This is a genomic window from Mesomycoplasma molare (genome assembly GCF_024918955.1).
Lineage (GTDB): Bacteria > Bacillota_I > Bacilli_A > Mycoplasmatales > Metamycoplasmataceae > Mesomycoplasma_A > Mesomycoplasma_A molare.
In genome coordinates this window covers 79,714-98,106 of sequence record NZ_CP103423.1, presented here as the reverse complement: position 1 = coordinate 98,106, position 18,393 = coordinate 79,714, and the positions used below count along the sequence as shown (strand labels likewise).

General features: G+C 29.7%; 17 protein-coding genes, 2 rRNA genes and 1 pseudogene. All 20 read right to left on the bottom strand.

The genetic code is table 4. From position 1 onward, the window contains the following. The 20 genes and pseudogenes from rpmC to NX772_RS00400 all read right to left on the bottom strand — a co-directional run bounded on the left by rpmC (nucleotide 1) and on the right by NX772_RS00400 (nucleotide 18,205). Nucleotides 1-207 (bottom strand): 50S ribosomal protein L29, encoded by a 207-nt coding sequence (gene rpmC, locus NX772_RS00495; protein WP_027123498.1) that lies wholly within the window; start codon nucleotides 205-207, stop codon nucleotides 1-3. Further along, complete coding sequence (gene rplP / locus NX772_RS00490) at nucleotides 207-632, bottom strand: 50S ribosomal protein L16 (RefSeq protein ID WP_027123497.1); 426 nt, start codon at nucleotides 630-632, stop codon at nucleotides 207-209. The genes rpmC and rplP overlap by 1 nt, the downstream gene beginning before the upstream one ends. Beyond that, complete coding sequence (gene rpsC, locus NX772_RS00485; protein WP_027123496.1) at nucleotides 632-1,282, bottom strand: 30S ribosomal protein S3; 651 nt, start codon at nucleotides 1,280-1,282, stop codon at nucleotides 632-634. The genes rplP and rpsC overlap by 1 nt, the downstream gene beginning before the upstream one ends. A gap of 15 nt (nucleotides 1,283-1,297) precedes the next feature. Then, a complete protein-coding gene (rplV, locus tag NX772_RS00480) occupies nucleotides 1,298-1,633 on the bottom strand; it encodes a 50S ribosomal protein L22 (protein ID WP_036450267.1) in 336 nt (111 codons plus the stop codon). Further along, nucleotides 1,633-1,908, bottom strand: coding sequence for a 30S ribosomal protein S19 (gene rpsS, locus NX772_RS00475; RefSeq protein ID WP_027123494.1), 276 nt, complete (start codon nucleotides 1,906-1,908; stop codon nucleotides 1,633-1,635). Before rpsS ends, rplV begins: the two co-directional genes overlap by 1 nt. A gap of 2 nt (nucleotides 1,909-1,910) precedes the next feature. Continuing rightward, the gene (gene rplB, locus NX772_RS00470; RefSeq protein WP_027123493.1) at nucleotides 1,911-2,756 is read right to left on the bottom strand and encodes a 50S ribosomal protein L2; all 846 of its coding nucleotides are present in this window, start codon (nucleotides 2,754-2,756) and stop codon (nucleotides 1,911-1,913) included. A gap of 62 nt (nucleotides 2,757-2,818) precedes the next feature. Then, nucleotides 2,819-3,226, bottom strand: coding sequence for a 50S ribosomal protein L23 (rplW, locus tag NX772_RS00465; protein ID WP_036450264.1), 408 nt, complete (start codon nucleotides 3,224-3,226; stop codon nucleotides 2,819-2,821). Next, on the bottom strand, nucleotides 3,226-3,921 hold the full coding sequence (gene rplD / locus NX772_RS00460) for a 50S ribosomal protein L4 (RefSeq protein WP_051542193.1): 696 nt from the start codon (nucleotides 3,919-3,921) through the stop codon (nucleotides 3,226-3,228). The genes rplW and rplD overlap by 1 nt, the downstream gene beginning before the upstream one ends. Next, a complete protein-coding gene (rplC, locus tag NX772_RS00455; protein ID WP_027123492.1) occupies nucleotides 3,921-4,718 on the bottom strand; it encodes a 50S ribosomal protein L3 in 798 nt (265 codons plus the stop codon). The genes rplD and rplC overlap by 1 nt, the downstream gene beginning before the upstream one ends. Before the next feature lie 10 nt (nucleotides 4,719-4,728). Next, on the bottom strand, nucleotides 4,729-5,037 hold the full coding sequence (rpsJ, locus tag NX772_RS00450; RefSeq protein WP_027123491.1) for a 30S ribosomal protein S10: 309 nt from the start codon (nucleotides 5,035-5,037) through the stop codon (nucleotides 4,729-4,731). A 176-nt stretch (nucleotides 5,038-5,213) separates the two neighbouring features. Beyond that, nucleotides 5,214-6,803, bottom strand: coding sequence for an ATP-binding cassette domain-containing protein (locus NX772_RS00445; protein WP_027123490.1), 1,590 nt, complete (start codon nucleotides 6,801-6,803; stop codon nucleotides 5,214-5,216). Further along, nucleotides 6,778-8,328, bottom strand: a complete 1,551-nt coding sequence (locus NX772_RS00440; RefSeq protein ID WP_259429383.1) for an ATP-binding cassette domain-containing protein — start codon at nucleotides 8,326-8,328, stop codon at nucleotides 6,778-6,780. The genes NX772_RS00445 and NX772_RS00440 overlap by 26 nt, the downstream gene beginning before the upstream one ends. Before the next feature lie 200 nt (nucleotides 8,329-8,528). After that, nucleotides 8,529-11,421: ribosomal RNA gene (locus tag NX772_RS00435) — 23S ribosomal RNA — on the bottom strand. A 275-nt stretch (nucleotides 11,422-11,696) separates the two neighbouring features. Next, nucleotides 11,697-13,221 (bottom strand): 16S ribosomal RNA (locus NX772_RS00430). The 16S and 23S rRNA genes sit together here, the layout of an rRNA operon. 246 nt (nucleotides 13,222-13,467) lie before the next feature. Continuing rightward, on the bottom strand, nucleotides 13,468-14,277 hold the full coding sequence (locus tag NX772_RS00425; RefSeq protein WP_027123371.1) for a TIGR00282 family metallophosphoesterase: 810 nt from the start codon (nucleotides 14,275-14,277) through the stop codon (nucleotides 13,468-13,470). Between the two features lie 24 nt (nucleotides 14,278-14,301). After that, the gene (gene recA / locus NX772_RS00420; protein WP_027123370.1) at nucleotides 14,302-15,285 is read right to left on the bottom strand and encodes a recombinase RecA; all 984 of its coding nucleotides are present in this window, start codon (nucleotides 15,283-15,285) and stop codon (nucleotides 14,302-14,304) included. Between the two features lie 75 nt (nucleotides 15,286-15,360). Then, nucleotides 15,361-15,762, bottom strand: a complete 402-nt coding sequence (locus NX772_RS00415) for a CinA family protein (RefSeq protein ID WP_240532009.1) — start codon at nucleotides 15,760-15,762, stop codon at nucleotides 15,361-15,363. Next, nucleotides 15,762-16,592, bottom strand: a complete 831-nt coding sequence (locus NX772_RS00410; protein ID WP_027123368.1) for an ABC transporter permease — start codon at nucleotides 16,590-16,592, stop codon at nucleotides 15,762-15,764. Before NX772_RS00410 ends, NX772_RS00415 begins: the two co-directional genes overlap by 1 nt. Then, nucleotides 16,576-17,358 (bottom strand): annotated as a pseudogene (locus tag NX772_RS00405) (ABC transporter ATP-binding protein). The gene NX772_RS00410 and the pseudogene NX772_RS00405 overlap by 17 nt, the downstream one beginning before the upstream one ends. A 1-nt stretch (nucleotide 17,359) precedes the next feature. Next, on the bottom strand, nucleotides 17,360-18,205 hold the full coding sequence (locus NX772_RS00400; protein WP_027123367.1) for an Hsp33 family molecular chaperone HslO: 846 nt from the start codon (nucleotides 18,203-18,205) through the stop codon (nucleotides 17,360-17,362). Nucleotides 18,206-18,393 lie beyond the last annotated feature (188 nt).

Genomic DNA, 18,393 nt, shown 5'->3' with positions numbered 1-18,393 from the left:
TTATTTTCCACCTTTAGTTGCATTTTCTTGTTGTTTAATAGCTGTTAAAACTCTTGCAATATTTTTTCTAATTTCTTTAATTTGATGTGTTTTATCTAAACGTGATGTCGCATTTTTAAATCTTAATGAAAATAATTCTGCTTTATATTCAGTTACTAATTTTTCTAGTTCTGAAAGAGATTTATTTTTTAATTCTTTGAATTCCATTATTTATCTCCTTCTTCATTTGCTTTAACTATTTTTCATTTAACAGGTAATTTATGACCACCTAGTCTTAAAGCATCTTTAGCTATTTCTTCTTTTACACCAGAAACTTCAAACATCATAGTATTAACCTTAACAACTGCTACTCATTTTTCTGGTGAACCTTTACCTGAACCCATACGAACTCCTATAGGTTTAGAAGTTAATGATAAATGAGGGAAAATTCTAATATGAACATCTCCTTCACGACCCATTCTTCTAGTTATAGCAATCCTTGCTGATTCTATTTGTCTAGCTGTAACTCAAGCTGAAGTTGTTGCTTGAAGACCGAATTCTCCAAATGAAACTTTATTTCCTTTGTGAGCTTCTCTTTTATCGTGAGAAATTCTAAAATTTCTTCTATATTTGGTTCTCTTAGGTTGTAACATTATTTATCACCCTCTTTAACCTCTCCTAAAGAAATTCAAACTTTAACACCTAAAGCTCCGTATGTGGTATGAGCTGTTGCTTGAGCATAGTCAACATTTTGTCTTAAAGTGTGTAATTTCATTTCACCTTCAGAATAACCTTCAGCACGCGCCATTTCAACACCATTAAGTCTACCTGATACTTGTGTTTTAATTCCTTTTGCTCCAGATTTTAAAGCTACTTTAATTGCAAATTTTTGCGCAACTCTAAATGAACCTCTGTTTTCTAATTTAATAGCTATTTGTTCTGCTACTAAACGAGCATTTATTTCAGGTTTATCTAATTCTATAACTTCTATATTTAGATTAAGTTTTTTATTTTTAACAAATTTTTGAATATCAGTTGTAAATTTTTTGACGTTTTCTCCGCCTTGACCTAATACAACTCCTGGTTTTGCAGTATGTATTATTAAAGAAACTTTGTTATTTTGATCTCTTCTTATTTCTACTTTTCCAATTTGATATTCTCTAACAAATTTTTCTACATATTCTCTTATTTTAACATCTTCTAATAAATAAGTAGAGAAGTGAGATTTATCAGCAAATCAATTAACATTGTGTTTTTTTGTAATTCCATATCTAAATCCATTTGGATTAACTTTTTGTCCCATTTTATTCTCCTACTACTATTTTTCTATAACTGTTATTGATAAGTGTGATGTTCTTTTTAAAATTGAATATGCAGTACCTTTAGATCTTGGTTGGAATCTTTTATATGTAGGACCTTCATTAACTTGAACTTCGCTAACATATAAATTTTCACCATTCATACCAAAGTTATTTACAGCATTTGCTATTGCTGAATTTAAAAGTTTTATAAAAAGTTTTGATGATTTTTTATTTGTATTATGTAGGATAGAAAGTGCTTCGTTTGTTTTTTTACCACGGAATAAATCAGCTACTAAACGTGCTTTTTGAGCTGATACTCTTTGCATTTTAACTTGCGCTATTGCTTTTTGCATTATTTTTTCTTCCCTTTATCTGCACCATGTCCTGTATAAGTTCTAGTTGGAGAAAATTCTCCTAACTTATGTCCTACCATATCATCTGTAATAAAAACATCATTAAAAATTTTTCCATTGTGAACTTGGAATGTTAAACCAACAAATTGAGGAAAGATTGTAGATCTTCTAGATCATGTTTTTATTGGTTTTTTATTTTTTTGTTCATTCATTAATTCAACTTTTTTTAGTAAAGATAAATCAGCAAATGGACCTTTTTTAAGTGATCTAGCCATTATTATTTACTTTCCTTTCTTCTTCTTATAATTAATTTAGTTGAAGATTTTTTATTATTTCTAGTTTTAACTCCAAGAGCTTTTTTACCTCATGGGGTTAATGGAGATTTTCTACCAATAGGTTGTTTTCCTTCCCCTCCACCATGTGGGTGATCAATAGGGTTCATAACAGAACCACGAACTGTAGGTCTAATACCTAAATGTCTATTTCTACCAGCTTTACCTATGTTAACTAGTGAGTGTTCTTCATTTCCAACTACACCTATTGTTGCTCTACATCTTGATAAAATTCTTCTATATTCACCTGATTTTAATTTTAAAACAACATATTTCCCATCTTCATCTTTACCTTGAATTTGAGCAGATGCACCAGCAGAACGAGCTATTATTCCTCCTCCACCAGGTTGCATTTCTATATTATGTACCACAGTACCTTCAGGTATGTTGTATAAAGGTAAACTATTTCCTTCTAAAATATCAACTTTTTCACCAGAAATAATTTTTTGACCTATTTTGATACCTTTAGGAGAAAGTATGTAACGTTTTTCCCCATCTGAATAAACAACTAAAGAAATATTTGCTGATCTATTTGGATCATATTCAATTGTTTTAATTGTTCCATAAATATTATCTTTATTTCTTTTAAAATCTATAATACGGTATTTTCTTTTATTTCTCCCACCTTTATGACGAGTAGTTATCTTACCTTGATTATTTCTACCTGATTTTTTAGGTAAAGTTACTAATAAACTTTTTTCAGGTTCATGACCTGATAAATTTTGTTTATAGTCAAGGCTAGTCATACCACGACGTCCATTTGAAGTAGGTTTATAATGCTTAATTGCCATTATTACTCCTTATAAATATACTTTAAAATATTGTTATCTTTAAAGTCCTTAATGATGCTAAATTATTTTTTAGCTAATTTTTCTGAAACTTTTTTTGCTACTTCTTCTGCAGATTTTGAAGTTTTTACTTCTTTTTTAGTTTCTTCAACTTTTAAATTATTTTCTTCAGATGCACTAATTGTATCTACATCTTCGTTTAATATTGCTATTGTTTGACCTTCTACTAATTTAACAATTGCTTTTTTATATGAATTAGTAAAACCTTTGAATCTTCCTAATTTAGTTGCTTTTTTAGGAACATTGAAAATATTAACTTTTTCTACTTTTACATCAAAAATAAATTCAACAGCTTTTTTAACTTCGCTTCTATTTGTTCTTCTATCAACAGCAAAAACATAAACGCCTTCATTCATTTTTGAATAACTTTTTTCAGTTAGAATTGGATATTTAATTATTTCATTTATATTCATTATTTAACCAACCCTTCTAAATATTTGATATCTTCTTTTCCGATAATTAAAACATCTGCTTGAATTAATTGTTCTACAAGAATTGATGTTACTTTTGTCACAACAACATTTTGTAAATTATTTGATGATTTAAATACTTTTTCGTCGTTTGATATTATTAATATATTTCTTAATTTTTCAACTTTTAATTCTGTTAATTCTTTAACAATGCTTTTTGTAGAATAATCATTTAATTTAAAACTTTTAACAATAACTTGATTATTTTTAGCTAATTGTGATAATGCTCCAAAAAATGCTAAACTTCTTACTTTTTTATTAACTTTTAAATTGTAATTTCTTTCATTTGTAGGACCAAAAGCTCTTCCTCCACCTACTCAAATTGGTGATCTCATTGAACCAGCTCTAGCTCTACCTGTACCTTTTTGTCTTCAAGGTTTTTTTCCTGTTCCGCTTACTTCTGCTCTACTTTTAACTTTGTGAGTACCTTGTCTTCTAGAAGCTCTTTCTGATAATATTACATCAAATATTGCCTGTGAATTTATTGTTTCAATACCAAATACTGACTTAGGTAAATTTACAGTTTTAGCTAATTCAGGTGTTTTTGTAGATTTTGATGTTTTAACTACCACTTTTGTACTACTTGTTTTTACAGATGTTCTTTTTGAAACTGGAGTTTTTTTAACAGTGTTTTCCATTATTTTTCTCCTTCTGTTTTATTTTGAGCATCATCTAATAATTTTTTCATTTCTTCTACAGACATTTCCATGTGTAATTCAACATTATGTTTTTTAGCTAATTCGAATAAATGATTTTTTTCTAATGTTTCTTGTAAATTAACTAATTCTACAGCTGTTTTAGAAGGTAATTGTTTAACTGCTTCTTTTACGATTACAAATGAATTTTTAGGACCTGGAACAGACCCTTTAACTATTAAAATGTTATTTTCTAGATCGATTTTTAATATCTCTAAATTTTGAACTGTTCTTCTAACATTCCCCATTTGCCCAGGCATTGTCATACCCTTAACAACTTTGTTTCCTGAAATATCTCCTAATGAACCAGTTTGTCTTAGTGGTTGAGAACCTCCCCCTCCACCATGTGATTTTGGCCCAATAGCTTGATTATGTCTTTTAATAGTACCAGCAAAACCTTTTCCTTTTGAAGTTCCTACTACGTCAACAAGTTCTCCAACTTTAAAAATTGAAGAATCAACATTTTGACCTAATTCAAAACCAAGCATATTTCTAATTTCTTTTACGAAGCGCTTAGGTGTTGTATTTGATTTTTTAAAATGCCCTTGTTCAGGTTTGTTTTGTCTAGAATTTTTTTTATCTTCTAATCCTAATTGAACTGAATTATAACCATCTTTTTCTTTTGTGAAAATTTGTGTTACAACATTTGGTTTAACCTCTATAACAGTAACTGGTAATAAATTACCCGAATCTGTATATAGTTGAGTCATTCCAATTTTTTTTCCTAAGATTCCTTTCATATTTCTCCTTTTATTTTGTATCTAATAATATTTGAGCACCAATTGGTAATTCTAATCTTTTTATTTTATCTAATGCTTCTTTAGAAACATTTGATATTATTATTAACCTTTGATGTGTTCTACTTTCAAATTGCTCACGTGAAGTTTTATTTACGTGCACAGATCTTAAAATAGTAAATACTTCTCTTTTTGTAGGTAATGGCACAGGTCCACTAAATTTTACTTTTAATTCTTTTAATAAATTAACTAATTTCAATGAAGCACTATCAACTATTTTATGATCAAACGCTTTTAATTTTATTTTTAATTTATCATTCATTAAATGTTGTTCCTTTCTGTTCTTATTTTATTGAACTAAGACTCCACATAAAAACCGTACAACGAATAACAACTAATCTCGGAGTATCGCAACCTTATGCTTCAAAGTCTAAAATTACATTTAGAATTATACATTATTTTTTGAAAAAAAGAATAAATAAACTAATTATTAGTAACTTAAAATTCTAATATAAAATCAAATTCTTTTTCCTCTTCTTCGCTGTGATAATGCGAAATCGATATAATAATAGCATTTTTCTTTTTCGATATATTATTAATTATTTTTATTCTAGTATCTTTATCAATCGCAGAAAGAGCTTCATCTAAAATTAAAATATTTTTTTCTTCAAAATAAAATCATCTAGCTATTTTTACTCTTTGTTTTTGACCTGTTGATAATTTATCAAAAGATTGATTTAAATCAAAATCAATAAGTGCGTTATCCTTTACGTATTTGTTTTTTTGAGAGGCTATTTTATCAAATAAAGTTAATACACTCTCAGCACTAATGTTATATTCTAATTCTTGATTATTTATATAAATCAAATTATCATAAAGATTAAAGAAATCCTCTTCTTTAGCTTGCTTAGAATTAAAATAAATTTCGGCATTATAATAATTTTTATTTAAATTATTTAATAAAATGTTTATTAAACTAGTTTTTCCTATTCCTGATTTTCCTTTAATTAAATATTTTTTATTTTGCAAGAATTTATAATTAAAATTATTGAAAACATAATTATTATTAAATTTTAAATTTAAGTTTTTAATTTCCATTTCTTTAATTTCGTATTTTTTAAATTCGTTTTTGTTATCCAAAATTTTAAATTTTTCTATTCTTTCTTCCAAATTTTTATTTATCTTGAATTCTTTATAATCTTCTAGACTTTCTTTTGTTAAATTTTTAATAGAAGAAAAAATGCTTTCAGATATAGAAACTATTATTTTACTAATCGGATTGAAAATAGTAATAAGAGAAAAAGAAATAAAATTTATTTGTTCTATAAAGGCATTAATAAAATTTTCCATAAAGAGAAATTTAGATTTTTTTCTATATAAATGGGTGTTTTTTCTATGAATTTCTAATAAAGTTAAATTTGATGAATTTGAAAAATTATTCATTTTATTAAATCAATAAAAAAATTTAAAATTGCTAACTAAATCACTAAAATGAGCCATTTTATTTTTCTTAATTTCTAAATATTTTTTATTCATTTTTTTGGTTTTCTTTGCTGCATAATAAGGAAAAAATATTGATGAAAATAGAGAAAAAAATATAAAGAGTAAAAATAATAAAATTCATGGTGATAAAATTATCGATTCTACTATTATAAAAATTAATAAACAAAAAAATAATGATATGTTTCAAAATATATTGTAGAAAATTTCAACATAATTTGTTATATATTGATTTAAATTAATTTCTAAATCAAATATATATTCAGTAACACTACTTTCTTTTATTTTTGAAGGTTTATAATTTTTTAACGAATTAAATATTTGACTTTTTTTATAAACAGTTATTACATAAATTTGTTTTTTTATAAAAATATTAGCGAAAGATTTGAATGATTGTCATAAGAGTTCTAAACTTAATGATAACAACTGATATACAAAGAAATTTGCACTATTTCTTTCAGAAAAATTGAATAATATCTTTATAGCTTCTATTTGAAAAAATAATGAAAATAAATTTACTATTATTAAGAATAATAAATATGCAAAAATAAAATAACTATTTTTATCTTTTAAAATGATCTTTCTCATCTTTTAATTCTATGACCTTATCAAAATTATGTTTTTCTAAATCTAAATTATGAGATACTTCTATATAAATTAATGATTTTTTCATTATTATTTCCCTTACTTTTTTAGCTGTTTCTTTATCTATATTATTAAATGTCTCATCTAAAATTATAATTTTTTGCTTCTTTGAAAAAATGACTCTTGCTAAAAGAATTTTTTGTTTTTGTCCTTCACTTAAATTCTTTGCATTTAAATTTAAATCTATATCTAAATCTAATATTTTTAAAATGTTTTTAACTTCTTCAATATTGTAATCTTTTTCATATAAAGTTATATTATTTATTATACTATCTTGTAAAACAATATTATTAGAATCTAAAAAAGTAATATTTTTAACTATTTCTTCAGGTTGTATTAGTTTTATATTTATATCATTTCAAAAAATCTCGCCTTTATAATCTAATTCTTCGCTTTTTGTTATCAATTTTAATAACATACTTTTACCTATTCCTGATTTTCCTGTTATTAATAATTTTTCGCCAAGATTAAGTTTTAAATTTAATTCTTGAAAATTTGCTAGAAGTGATTTTCTTATTTCTAAAGATTGAAAATTAATATTTTTTTCTTGTTCAGAATTAAATTTATTTATATTAATAAAACTTTTCATTTCCATTTTAACATCTTTAGCTATTTTAAAAGCAGGAATTGTTCTGTAAATATCAACAACAGTTTTTAATCAAAAAGAGATGGTGATAATAGAAATTAAAAATATAGAACTGGTAAAATTAAAAATTTGATAATAACTAAAAGTTGCAATTAAAATAATAGGTATTATTAAAGAAATGCTTAAAATTATTTGATTTAAAAAATCTAATAAATAAAATTTCTTGTCATTTTTATACATTTTTAGTTGATTTGTTTTAATTTTACTAAAACTACAACGAAATCACTTTTCTCTTTTATTTAAAAAGAAAAAATCTTCGTAAATTTTTAGATAGTGTTCTATATTGTATCTATTTTCTTCCTCTAGATCTATATTTTTATAATTATATTTGGTCATTTTAAATAAACTAAAATTAAAATATAAAATCAGTATTATAGCTAGTAAAAGGCAAACAATCCCTATTATCCAATGAAAATAAAATAATATAAATAATAAAATTATAATTTTAGAAACATCTTCTATCAATAAAAAAATTGGCTCATAAAAATAATTCAAAAATTGATTAGGTAATTCATAAGAATAGTATAAAAGATTATCAGAAGTTTTTTGTTCAAGTTTTTTTGGTGTAGAATTGGATATTTTAGTAATTACTTCATTGTTTATTTTATGGATTATAGATAATAATTTGTTTTTATACTTTATTTTATAAAGATAATTTAAATAAACATTAAATAACGTCATTAAAAGCGATAATAAAGAAAAAATAAATATTGAGTATAATTTTTCATTATTGATAATGTTATCAAAAACTTTAAACAGAAATAGAAATGAAATTCCTAATATTATACTTTTTAAAACAGCTAATAATATTAATGTAAACATTTCTTTTTATTTATAAAAAATAATCTTAATTTTCTCTTCATATTTTTCAAATAATTTAAAAGTTTTGAATAAAATTTTATATACTCTTTTGTTTTATATATTTATTTAATAGTAATTATATTATAAAAATAAAGGAGAATAGTTCTTTCAAAACTGAATAGCAATTTATTACTCAATTAAATTAAATACCTAAGAATTTAGCTATTAAATCAATCAATTTATTAGTATTGGTTAGCTCAATGTATTACTACACTTACACACCCAACCTATCAACCTCATCGTCTATAAGGAATTTCAAGGGAACATTAATCTCTGAGGAGGCTTCCCGCTTAGATGCCTTCAGCGGTTATCCTTTCCGTATTTAGCTACCCAGCTATGCTTCTGGCGAAACAACTGGAGCACCAGTGATACGTCCGCTCCGGTCCTCTCGTACTAAGAGCAGCTCTCATCAATATTCCAACGCCCACATCAGATAGGGACCGAACTGTCTCACGACGTTCTGAACCCAGCTCGCGTACCGCTTTAATTGGCGAACAGCCAAACCCTTGGAACCGACTCCAGCTCCAGGATGCGATGAGCCGACATCGAGGTGCCAAACCTTCCCGTCGATGTGATCTCTTGGGGAAGATAAGCCTGTTATCCCCGGGGTAGCTTTTATCCGTTGAGCGACGGCCATTCCACAATGTACCGCCGGATCACTAAGTCCTGCTTTCGCACCTGCTCGACTTGTAGGTCTCGCAGTCAATCACACTTTTACCTTTGCGCTCTTCATATGGTTTCTGACCATACTGAGTGTAACTTTGAACGCCTCCGTTACCTTTTAGGAGGCGACCGCCCCAGTCAAACTACCCACCACGCACTGTCCCCCTCCCAGATAATGGGAGCAGGTGAGAAAATCAATATAACAAGGGTGGTATTTCAAGGTTGACTCCATAAGAACTAGCGTCCTTACTTCAAAGTCTCCCACCTATCCTACACATGTTAGACCAATTTTCAATACGAAGCTATAGTAAAGCTCCACGGGGTCTTTTCGTCTTGATGCGGGTACCCAGCGTTTTCACTGGGACCATAATTTCACCGAGTCCAATGTTGAGACAGTGGGGAGATTGTTACGCCTTTCGTGCAGGTCAATAATTAGTTGACAAGGAATTTCGCTACCTTAGGACCGTTATAGTTACGGCCGCCGTTCACCCGGGCTTCATTTCACTGCTTCGCATAAAGCTTACAGCTCCACTTAACCTTCGGGCACTGGGCAGGCGTCACCCCCTATACATCGTCTTGCGACTTAGCAGAGAGCTGTGTTTTTGATAAACAGTCACCCCCCCCATTTTACTGTGGCCTACTTAATGTAGGCATCCCTTCTTGCGAACTTACGGGATAATTTTGCAGAGTTCCTTAACATTGGTTTTCTCGCTCGCCTTAGAATACTCATCTTGGGAACGTGTGTCCGTTCTCGGTACAGGTTCCTATAAAATTAACGCTAGAAGCTTTTCTTGGAAGCATGAAATCATATAATTCGTTACTTGATCTCTCTTTCACTATGCATAACATCTCAAAGTTATGATGACCGGATTTGCCAAATCATCCTTCTTAATGCTTACCCCACAATCCAATAAGTGGTAATACTATCCTTCTCCGTCACTCCATCACTTTTATAGGAAGTATAGGAATATTAACCTATTATCCATCGACTATGCTTTTCAGCCTCATCTTAGGTCCTGACTAACCCTGGGTGGACGAACCTTGCCCAGGAAACCTTTCCCAATAGGCGTCGGAGATTCTCACTCCGAATCGTTACTCATGCCGGCATTCTCACTTCTAAGTACTCCACTAATTCTTACGATTTAGCTTCACCGCCACTTAGAACGCTCCTCTAACGTACTTTCGTACCCGTAGCTTCGGTATTATGTTTAGTCCCGTTACATTATTGGCGCAAGATCTCTTGACTAGTGAGCAATTACGCACTCTTTAAATGATGGCTGCTTCTAAGCCAACATCCTAGTTGTTTATGAAACCTCACAACCTTTCTCACTTAACATAATTTTGGGACCTTAGCTGACGATCTGGGTTGTTTCCCTCGCGACCACGGACGTTATCACCCATGTTCCGACTGCATAGTAATACACACTGGTATTCGGAGTTTGATTATAGTCAGTACAGCTAGGCGCCGCCATTCCATATTCAGTGCTCTACCCCCAATGTTTAACACTACACGCTAGCCCTAAAGCTATTTCGAGGAGAACCAGCTATCTCCAGGTTCGATTGGAATTTCACCCCTATCCACAAGTCATCCGGGCACTTTTTAGCGTACTACGGTTCGACCCTCCACTTAGTTTTACCTAAGCTTCAGTCTGCTCATGGATAGATCACCTGGTTTCGGGTATATATCAACATACTATAATCGCCCTATTCAGACTCGGTTTCCCTACGGCTCCGTTTTTTTCCACTTAACCTCGCATGTTAACATAACTCGCCGGCCCATACTGCAAGATGTACGCCATCACTCATTAACGAGCTCTGACTAATTGTAAGTATACGGTTTCAGAATCTATTTCACTCCCCTCTCGGGGTTCTTTTCACCTTTCCCTCACGGTACTGTTTCACTATCGGTGTCTGGTTAGTATTTAGCCTTACCGGGTGGTCCCGGCAGATTCAGACAGGGTTTCACGTGCCCCGCCCTACTCAGGATACATTCAAGAGAATTTATTATTTCGTTTACGGGGATATCACCCTCTATGTCAAAGCTTCCCAACTTTTTCAACTATAATAAATTTTTGTAACTCTATATAGAATGTCCTACAACCCCATCAAAATGATGGTTTGGGCTCTTTCGCTTTCGCTCGCCACTACTAACGAAATCATTATTTATTTTCTTTTCCTGTTGCTACTAAGATGTTTCAATTCACAACGTGTCTCGCCTTTATAACTATGTATTCATTATAAAGCAACTGAAGTTTATTCAGCTAGGTTCCCCCATTCGGAAATCCCCGTATCATAGCTCAATCCAGCTCCACGAGGCTTATCGCAGGTATTCACGTCCTTCATCGACTTCCAGACCCAAGGCATCCACCATATACTCTTACTTATTTAAAAGCTAATATAACTTATTTATTAAGCCTATTGTTTTTGATTTGTATTTCTAAGGTATCTAATTTAATTCTAACTTTTTACAGTTAGACTCGGTTTTTGTATTGTAATGTCGTTGTTGAAATATTTAAAAAAAATATTTGCTATTCAGTTTTCAAAGAACTATTTTGAAAGTTAAATCTTTCAAAACTAAGTGCAAAACTCTTTGGCTAAGCCCATAATATGAATTATTAAAAATTATAAAATGCCAAATTATAAAAAGATGTCTATGTACTCCGTAGAAAGGAGGTGATCCATCCCCACGTTCTCGTAGGGATACCTTGTTACGACTTCACCCCAGTCATCGGTCCTGCCTTAGACAGTCGTCTCCGAAGTTAACTAACCGGCTTCGGGCATTACCAACTCCCATGGTGTGACGGGCGGTGTGTACAAGACCCGAGAACGTATTCACCGCAGCGTAGCTGATCTGCGATTACTAGCGAATCCGACTTCATGAAGTCGAGTTGCAGACTTCAATCCGAACTGAGATTGGTTTTTTGAGGTTTGCTCCATGTCACCATATTGCTTCTCTTTGTACCAACCATTGTAGCACGTGTGTTGCCCCACTCGTAAGAGGCATGATGATTTGACGTCGTCCCCACCTTCCTCCTGGTTACCCAGGCAGTCTCTCTAGAGTCCTCAACTTAATCTAGTTACTAAAGACAAGGGTTGCGCTCGTTGCTGGACTTAACCAAACATCTCACGACACGAGCTGACGACAACCATGCACCATCTGTCACCTTGTTAACCTCCGCTATATCTCTATAGCATTGCAAGGGATGTCAAGAGTGGGTAAGGTTCTACGCGTATCTTCAAATTAAACCACATGCTCCTCCGCTTGTGCGGGTCCCCGTCAATTCCTTTAAGTTTCACTCTTGCGAGCATACTACTCAGGCGGATCATTTAATGCGTTAGCTGCATCGGTAAATTCTCTACCAACTAATGATCAACGTTTACGGCGTGGACTACCAGGGTATCTAATCCTGTTTGCTCCCCACGCTTTCGTTCCTCAGTGTCAATATACAACCAGTTAGCTGCCTTCGCCTATTGGTGTTCTTCCTAATATCTACGCATTCCACCGCTTCACTAGGAATTCCGCTAACCTCTTTGTAATTCCAGTTTGCCAGTATCCAAAGCGGGCTGGAGTTGAGCTCCAGTATTTAACTTCAGACTTAACAAACAACCTACGAACTCTTTACGCCCAATAATTCCGGATAACGCTCGCGACCTATGTATTACCGCGGCTGCTGGCACATAGTTTGCCATCGCTTTCTAACAAGGTACCGTCAGTTTTAAGGCATTTCCTCCTTAAATTTTTCTTCCCTTGCAACAGCAGTTTACAACCCGAAGGCCTTCATCCTGCACGCTGTGTCGCTCCATCAAGCTTTCGCTCATTGTGGAAAATTCCCTACTGCTGCCTCCCGTAGGAGTCTGGGCCGTATCTCAGTCCCAGTGTGGCCGTACAGCCTCTCGGCCCGGCTAAACATCATCGCCTTGGTAGGCCTTTACCCTACCAACTAGCTAATGTTCCGCACCCCCATTTCTAAGTGAAGCTTTAAGGCTTCTTTTAATTTATCATCATGCGATAATAAACCGTATTTGGTATTAGCTACTGTTTCCAATAGTTATCCCAATCTTAAAGGTAGGTTAGGTACGTGTTACTCACCCATTCGCTACTAAGTCAGTGCAAGCACTGCTTCGTTCAACATGCATGTATTAGGCACACAGCCAGCGTTCATCCTGAGCCAGGATCAAACTCTTGAAATTGATTTGTGTGTAATTATGGTTTTTGCACTTAGTTTTGAAAGATCTAAAATTCAAGTGTTGTTATTATTCGCAAATAACAACGCAAAAAGTATTATAACATGTTTTTTACTAAAGTGAAAATAATTTTTATTTTTTATTTCTACTTATTAAAAATTGAAGTTTCAATGCTTTTTGCTAATACATTATATACTATATTTTTAATTATCAAAATAAAAAAATGCATTTTTAAAAATGCAAATTAAAATTTTAATCTAATAAGAAAACTTTTTCTATTTTCCTTTTTGTTCTATCTTTACTTAATATTAAAAATACCGCATTGAATTGAGCTTTATTATCAGAAGCTTTAAATCTAGATTTCTGGTTATATCTCATTTTTTCATATACTTCTAAAAAATTTGCCCCTATAGCAGAATCCTTAGGGCCTGTCATACCAACGTCGGTAATATATAAAGTTCCTTCTGGTAGGATTTTATCATCATTAGTTTGTACATGGGTATGCGTTCCTAAAATAGCATCAACCTTACCATCAACATATAATCCAAAAACATTTTTTTCTGAAGTTGTTTCCGCGTGGAAATCAATAATATGAAAATCAGAACTATTATTATCAACTTCCAAAATTTCATCTATTGAGTCAAAAAAAGAATTTGCTTCTTCTTGTTTTCAAGGATTATTAAGTTTATTAAATGTTTTACCTAATAAAGAAGTTATTCTTATTTTAAAGTTTTTAACATTAAAAACATTACTTCCTGATCCTGGATAAACCCCTTTTTCTACATTATAAGGACGTACTATATCATTATTATCTATAATATTATGTATTTCTTGGTTTGCTCATACATGATTACCTAAGGTGAAAATGTCAATTCCTATGTCTTTCAATTTAGTATAATCAACTACATTCATTCCTTTTCTTCCTGAAACATTTTCAGCTTGAGCTATTACTAAATCAACTTTATATTTTTCTTTTAAATAATCCAAGTGTTTTTCAATTGCTTGAATTCCACTTACACCAAAAACATCTCCAATAAATAAAACACGTAGCTCTTTTTCCATTATGATTATATTTTAATATTTATTTTAATTTTCTTCTAATTTTAGTAAAACTTTTTCTTTAATTTCTTCAAAAAAAGACTGAGAATTTTCTAAATAAAGTCTTAAATTCGTTTTTCCTTGAGCTATATTTTCTCCTTCATAAGAATATCATGCACCTTTTTTAATTAAAATCCCAAAATCTTCTGCTAACTGTGCAATTTCTGCATATCTAGAAATACCTTGTGAAAATATTATTTCCACATGAGCAGTTTTAAAAGGAATTGATAATTTATTTTTAACAACCTTTATTTTAACTAAATTTCCTGTAACATCATTTCCCGTTGTTAGTTGGGTTGATTTTCTTACTTCCATTCTAATAGAAGAATAAAATTTTAAAGCTCTTCCTCCTGGAGTGGTTTCGGGGTTACCAAATATAACACCCACTTTTTCCCTGATTTGATTAATAAAAATAACAGTCGTTCCATTTTTATTAAGTGATGCTGTAATTTTTCTTAATGCTTTAGACATCAACCTAGCTTGTGCTCCAATTGTTTGATCCTTCATTTCTCCATTTAATTCCGCTTCAGGAACTAAAGCAGCTACAGAATCTACAACAATTAAATCTATTGCTCCTGTTTTAACCAAAGTATCAACTATTTCAAGAGCTTGCTCACCAGAATCTGGTTGCGATAAAATTAAATTATTAATATCAATGCCTAAATTTTTAGCATATGTAGGATCAATTGAGTGCTCAGCATCTATAAAAGCAGCTATTCCACCTCTTTTTTGAATTTCTGCAATAGCATGCAATGTTATTGTTGTTTTTCCTGAAGATTCAGGGCCAAATATTTCTATTATTCTTCCTTTAGGAAAACCATTGATTCCTAACGCATGATCAATAGCGATTGATCCTGAAGAAAATGTTTCTGTATCAACAGACGGTTTCTCTCCTAATAACATTATGGATTCTTTACCAAATTTCTTCTCTATTTCATTTAAAGCTTCTTTTAAAATTTTATTATTTTCCATTTTGATTCCTCCATATATAAAATAAAAAAATTTTATTTTTTAATAATAAAAATAAACAAAAAAGGGAAATTTTGTTTATTCATTTAAAGCTTTAAATTTTTTATACGCGAATTCAACCGCCTGGGAAATTATTTCTTCTCTATTTCCTTTTAGTTCTAATCGAAACACTTCTTCGTTAATTGCAATATATGTTTCACCTATATCATTTTTTTCCATAGGAATAGGTCCTGCATTACCTGTAAAAGCAAAACAATAATCAACATCAAAAAATTCTCTTCCTCTTTTCGCCATTTCTAATGCTGTTTCTGCACTTATCACTCCATTAGAAGTGTTAACACCTATTTTTTCTTTTATTTCATTTCAATAAGTTACAATACTACCTTTAAAATATTTAGATGCCCCTGGCTGAGAGACAATTTTATAAGAAAATGCTCCTCCAGTAAAAGATTCAATTGAAGCAAATGTTTTATTTTTCACTATTCTCCCCATTTAAATTTTTTAATAGATATAAATATAAAAATCAAAGATAAAACTATGCTCAGTATAGGGAAACCATAACTTTGTCACCCCATTATTGAATAGAGAGAAGAATATTTTTCTTCTTCAAAAACCACAAATAGTGGATCAGATACGTACTTAGTCGGAATTATATAAGTAAAAAAATGAATTAATGGAGCGTAGTTTAAATTAGGTTTTCCATTTCCAAATCCTCCCGATAGAAAAGAAATAGGAAAAAATACTAAATTAGCTATAGTAGAAGCACCAATTGTACTATTAACTAACGAAATAATTAACAATCCCATAGAAACAGAAACTAAAAAGAGAAGCATTATTCAAGGCAATATGTAAATAAGCCCCAAATTAAAACCGATTGAAAAATTTAAATATTTATTAAACCCTAAAACTAATGTACCTACCAAAGGAACTCAAATTATTACAAAAAGTGTTCAAACAAATTGATAAAATAACGAAGCTAGCATAAAATGACTTTTTTGAATATTTGCAGATCCTATTCTTTTTATTAAAGTAGATTTTTTAAAATCAACAATAATTGTAGAAAAACCAATCAAACCATTTGAAATAATTGTAGATATTAAAACTCCTACAATTATAGATTTAGCTAGATTTAAAATGTTTTTTTCTATTATTTCGCTGGATAAATTATTTTTTTCTAAAGATGTTAATGCATTAGAATATGTTACATTACCTAAAAGAAAAAAAATTAGAAAAGGCCAAAATAAAGTAAAAAAAGGACCAAAAAAACCTTTTCAATAATAAGCATTTATTAACTTAAAAACTGCTTTCATTTTTTTTATCCTTCCTTTTAAAAAATGATCATTTTTTCTCTTTTATTGTAGTTTCACTTTGCTTTTCAAAATAAATTTTCTTGAAAAAATCATCTATAAAATTATTTAAATCTCCATGTTTTTGAATTAAATTATCTATTTTATCGTTAATAAAAATCTCACCTTTATTTAATATTATGATTTTATTACACATTTTTAGAGCTTCAGAAACATTATGTGTAATCAAAATTAGTGAACATTCAGGATTTTCATCTAAATAATCTAAAACATATTGTCTAATTTCTCTTCTTATTTGTATATCTAAACCCGTAGATAATTCATCTAATATTAAAAAATTTGGCTTATGAATTAATGATAATAAAATATTTATTCTTTGTTGCTGTCCGCCGGATAATTCATAAATTTGTTTATTTTCTAATTCTTTTAATCTAAACATATTGATCATTTTTTCAATATATTTATCATCTACATTTTCTCTACCATAACTATCTAAGTAAAAATCGATTAACATTTTTGTTGTTATTCCTAGTGGATATTTAGATTATTGAAACTGAATGCCAATTTTAACATCATCAGATCATCAAACTTCTCCAGAAGTAGGTTGCTTAATTTTAGCTATCAATTCTACAGTTGTACTTTTTCCAGAACCATTACCACCTAAAAAAGCAATTCTTTCACCTTTATAAATATCTAAATTGAAATTATCCAATACTACTTTATTACCATATATTTTTTTAATATTTTTTAAAGATATTATTTTATTCATATTAAAAATCCTCTTTTTTGAAAACAAACAGTTCTTTACAAAAGTGACATTCTACTTCTATTTTTTTATCTTCTTCTAATATTTTTTCTATTTCTTTTTTATCTAACATTTTTAACGATTCTAAAGCTTTTGCTTTTTTAAAGTCACAACTTCACTTATATTCTTGTTCCCCTCTAAACTCTGCATTTAATAGTTTTATATAATCATTTAAAGAATATTCTTCTAATTTATAATCTTTAATAAAGTTTTCTATTCACTCAATATCATTAGAATTATGTCCTGGTAAAAGTTGAAAAACTGCAGAGTAAACTCTTTCTAAGTTATACTTATCCTTAAATTTAACACTAGAAATTATTGCTGTATAAATTTGTTCTGAAACATTAAAATAATATGCTAAATCTGTTACTATATCAGATTTTACCAACTTTACTTCTCCGCCAAATTGTTGACCATTTATGGTTCTTACTATTCTCATAAGACCTTCATTTCCAAGCGCTAAAAATAAAGGTATGGTTTCAAAATCTGCCTCATCTTTTTCTGTTTCTAAAAGATGGTTGTCTATTAGGGCTCTTATTTCTCCTTTTGAATTAGATTCAACAATTAAACTTTTAATAGTTCCATTATTACTTTTTATAAAAGAAGAAACTTTCCCTTCTTTTAGGCTTAAAATGGAAGCTAAAGGTCCTAAAACTGAAATTGCTTTAGCTAAAACAAAAGAAGGAAAAGGATTTGTTTTTTGTAATTTTATAGCTTCTTGAGATGTATTAGTTAAATCAGAAATTATTATTCTTACATTATTTTTTAAAAATATTTTTGTTTTATCCATTGTAATTTTAAATTTTAACATTTTTTATTTTAAATATAAATTTAAAAAAATAATTAAATATAATAAATAAGCAAAATAATATATATAAAGATTAAGTAAAAATACTTTTTCTTAATTTAAAATTATTTAATTTATCTCTAAAACATAAAAATCAAATAATTTTGTGTACATTTGTAATATATTAAAAAAACTCCCTAAATATTTTAAGA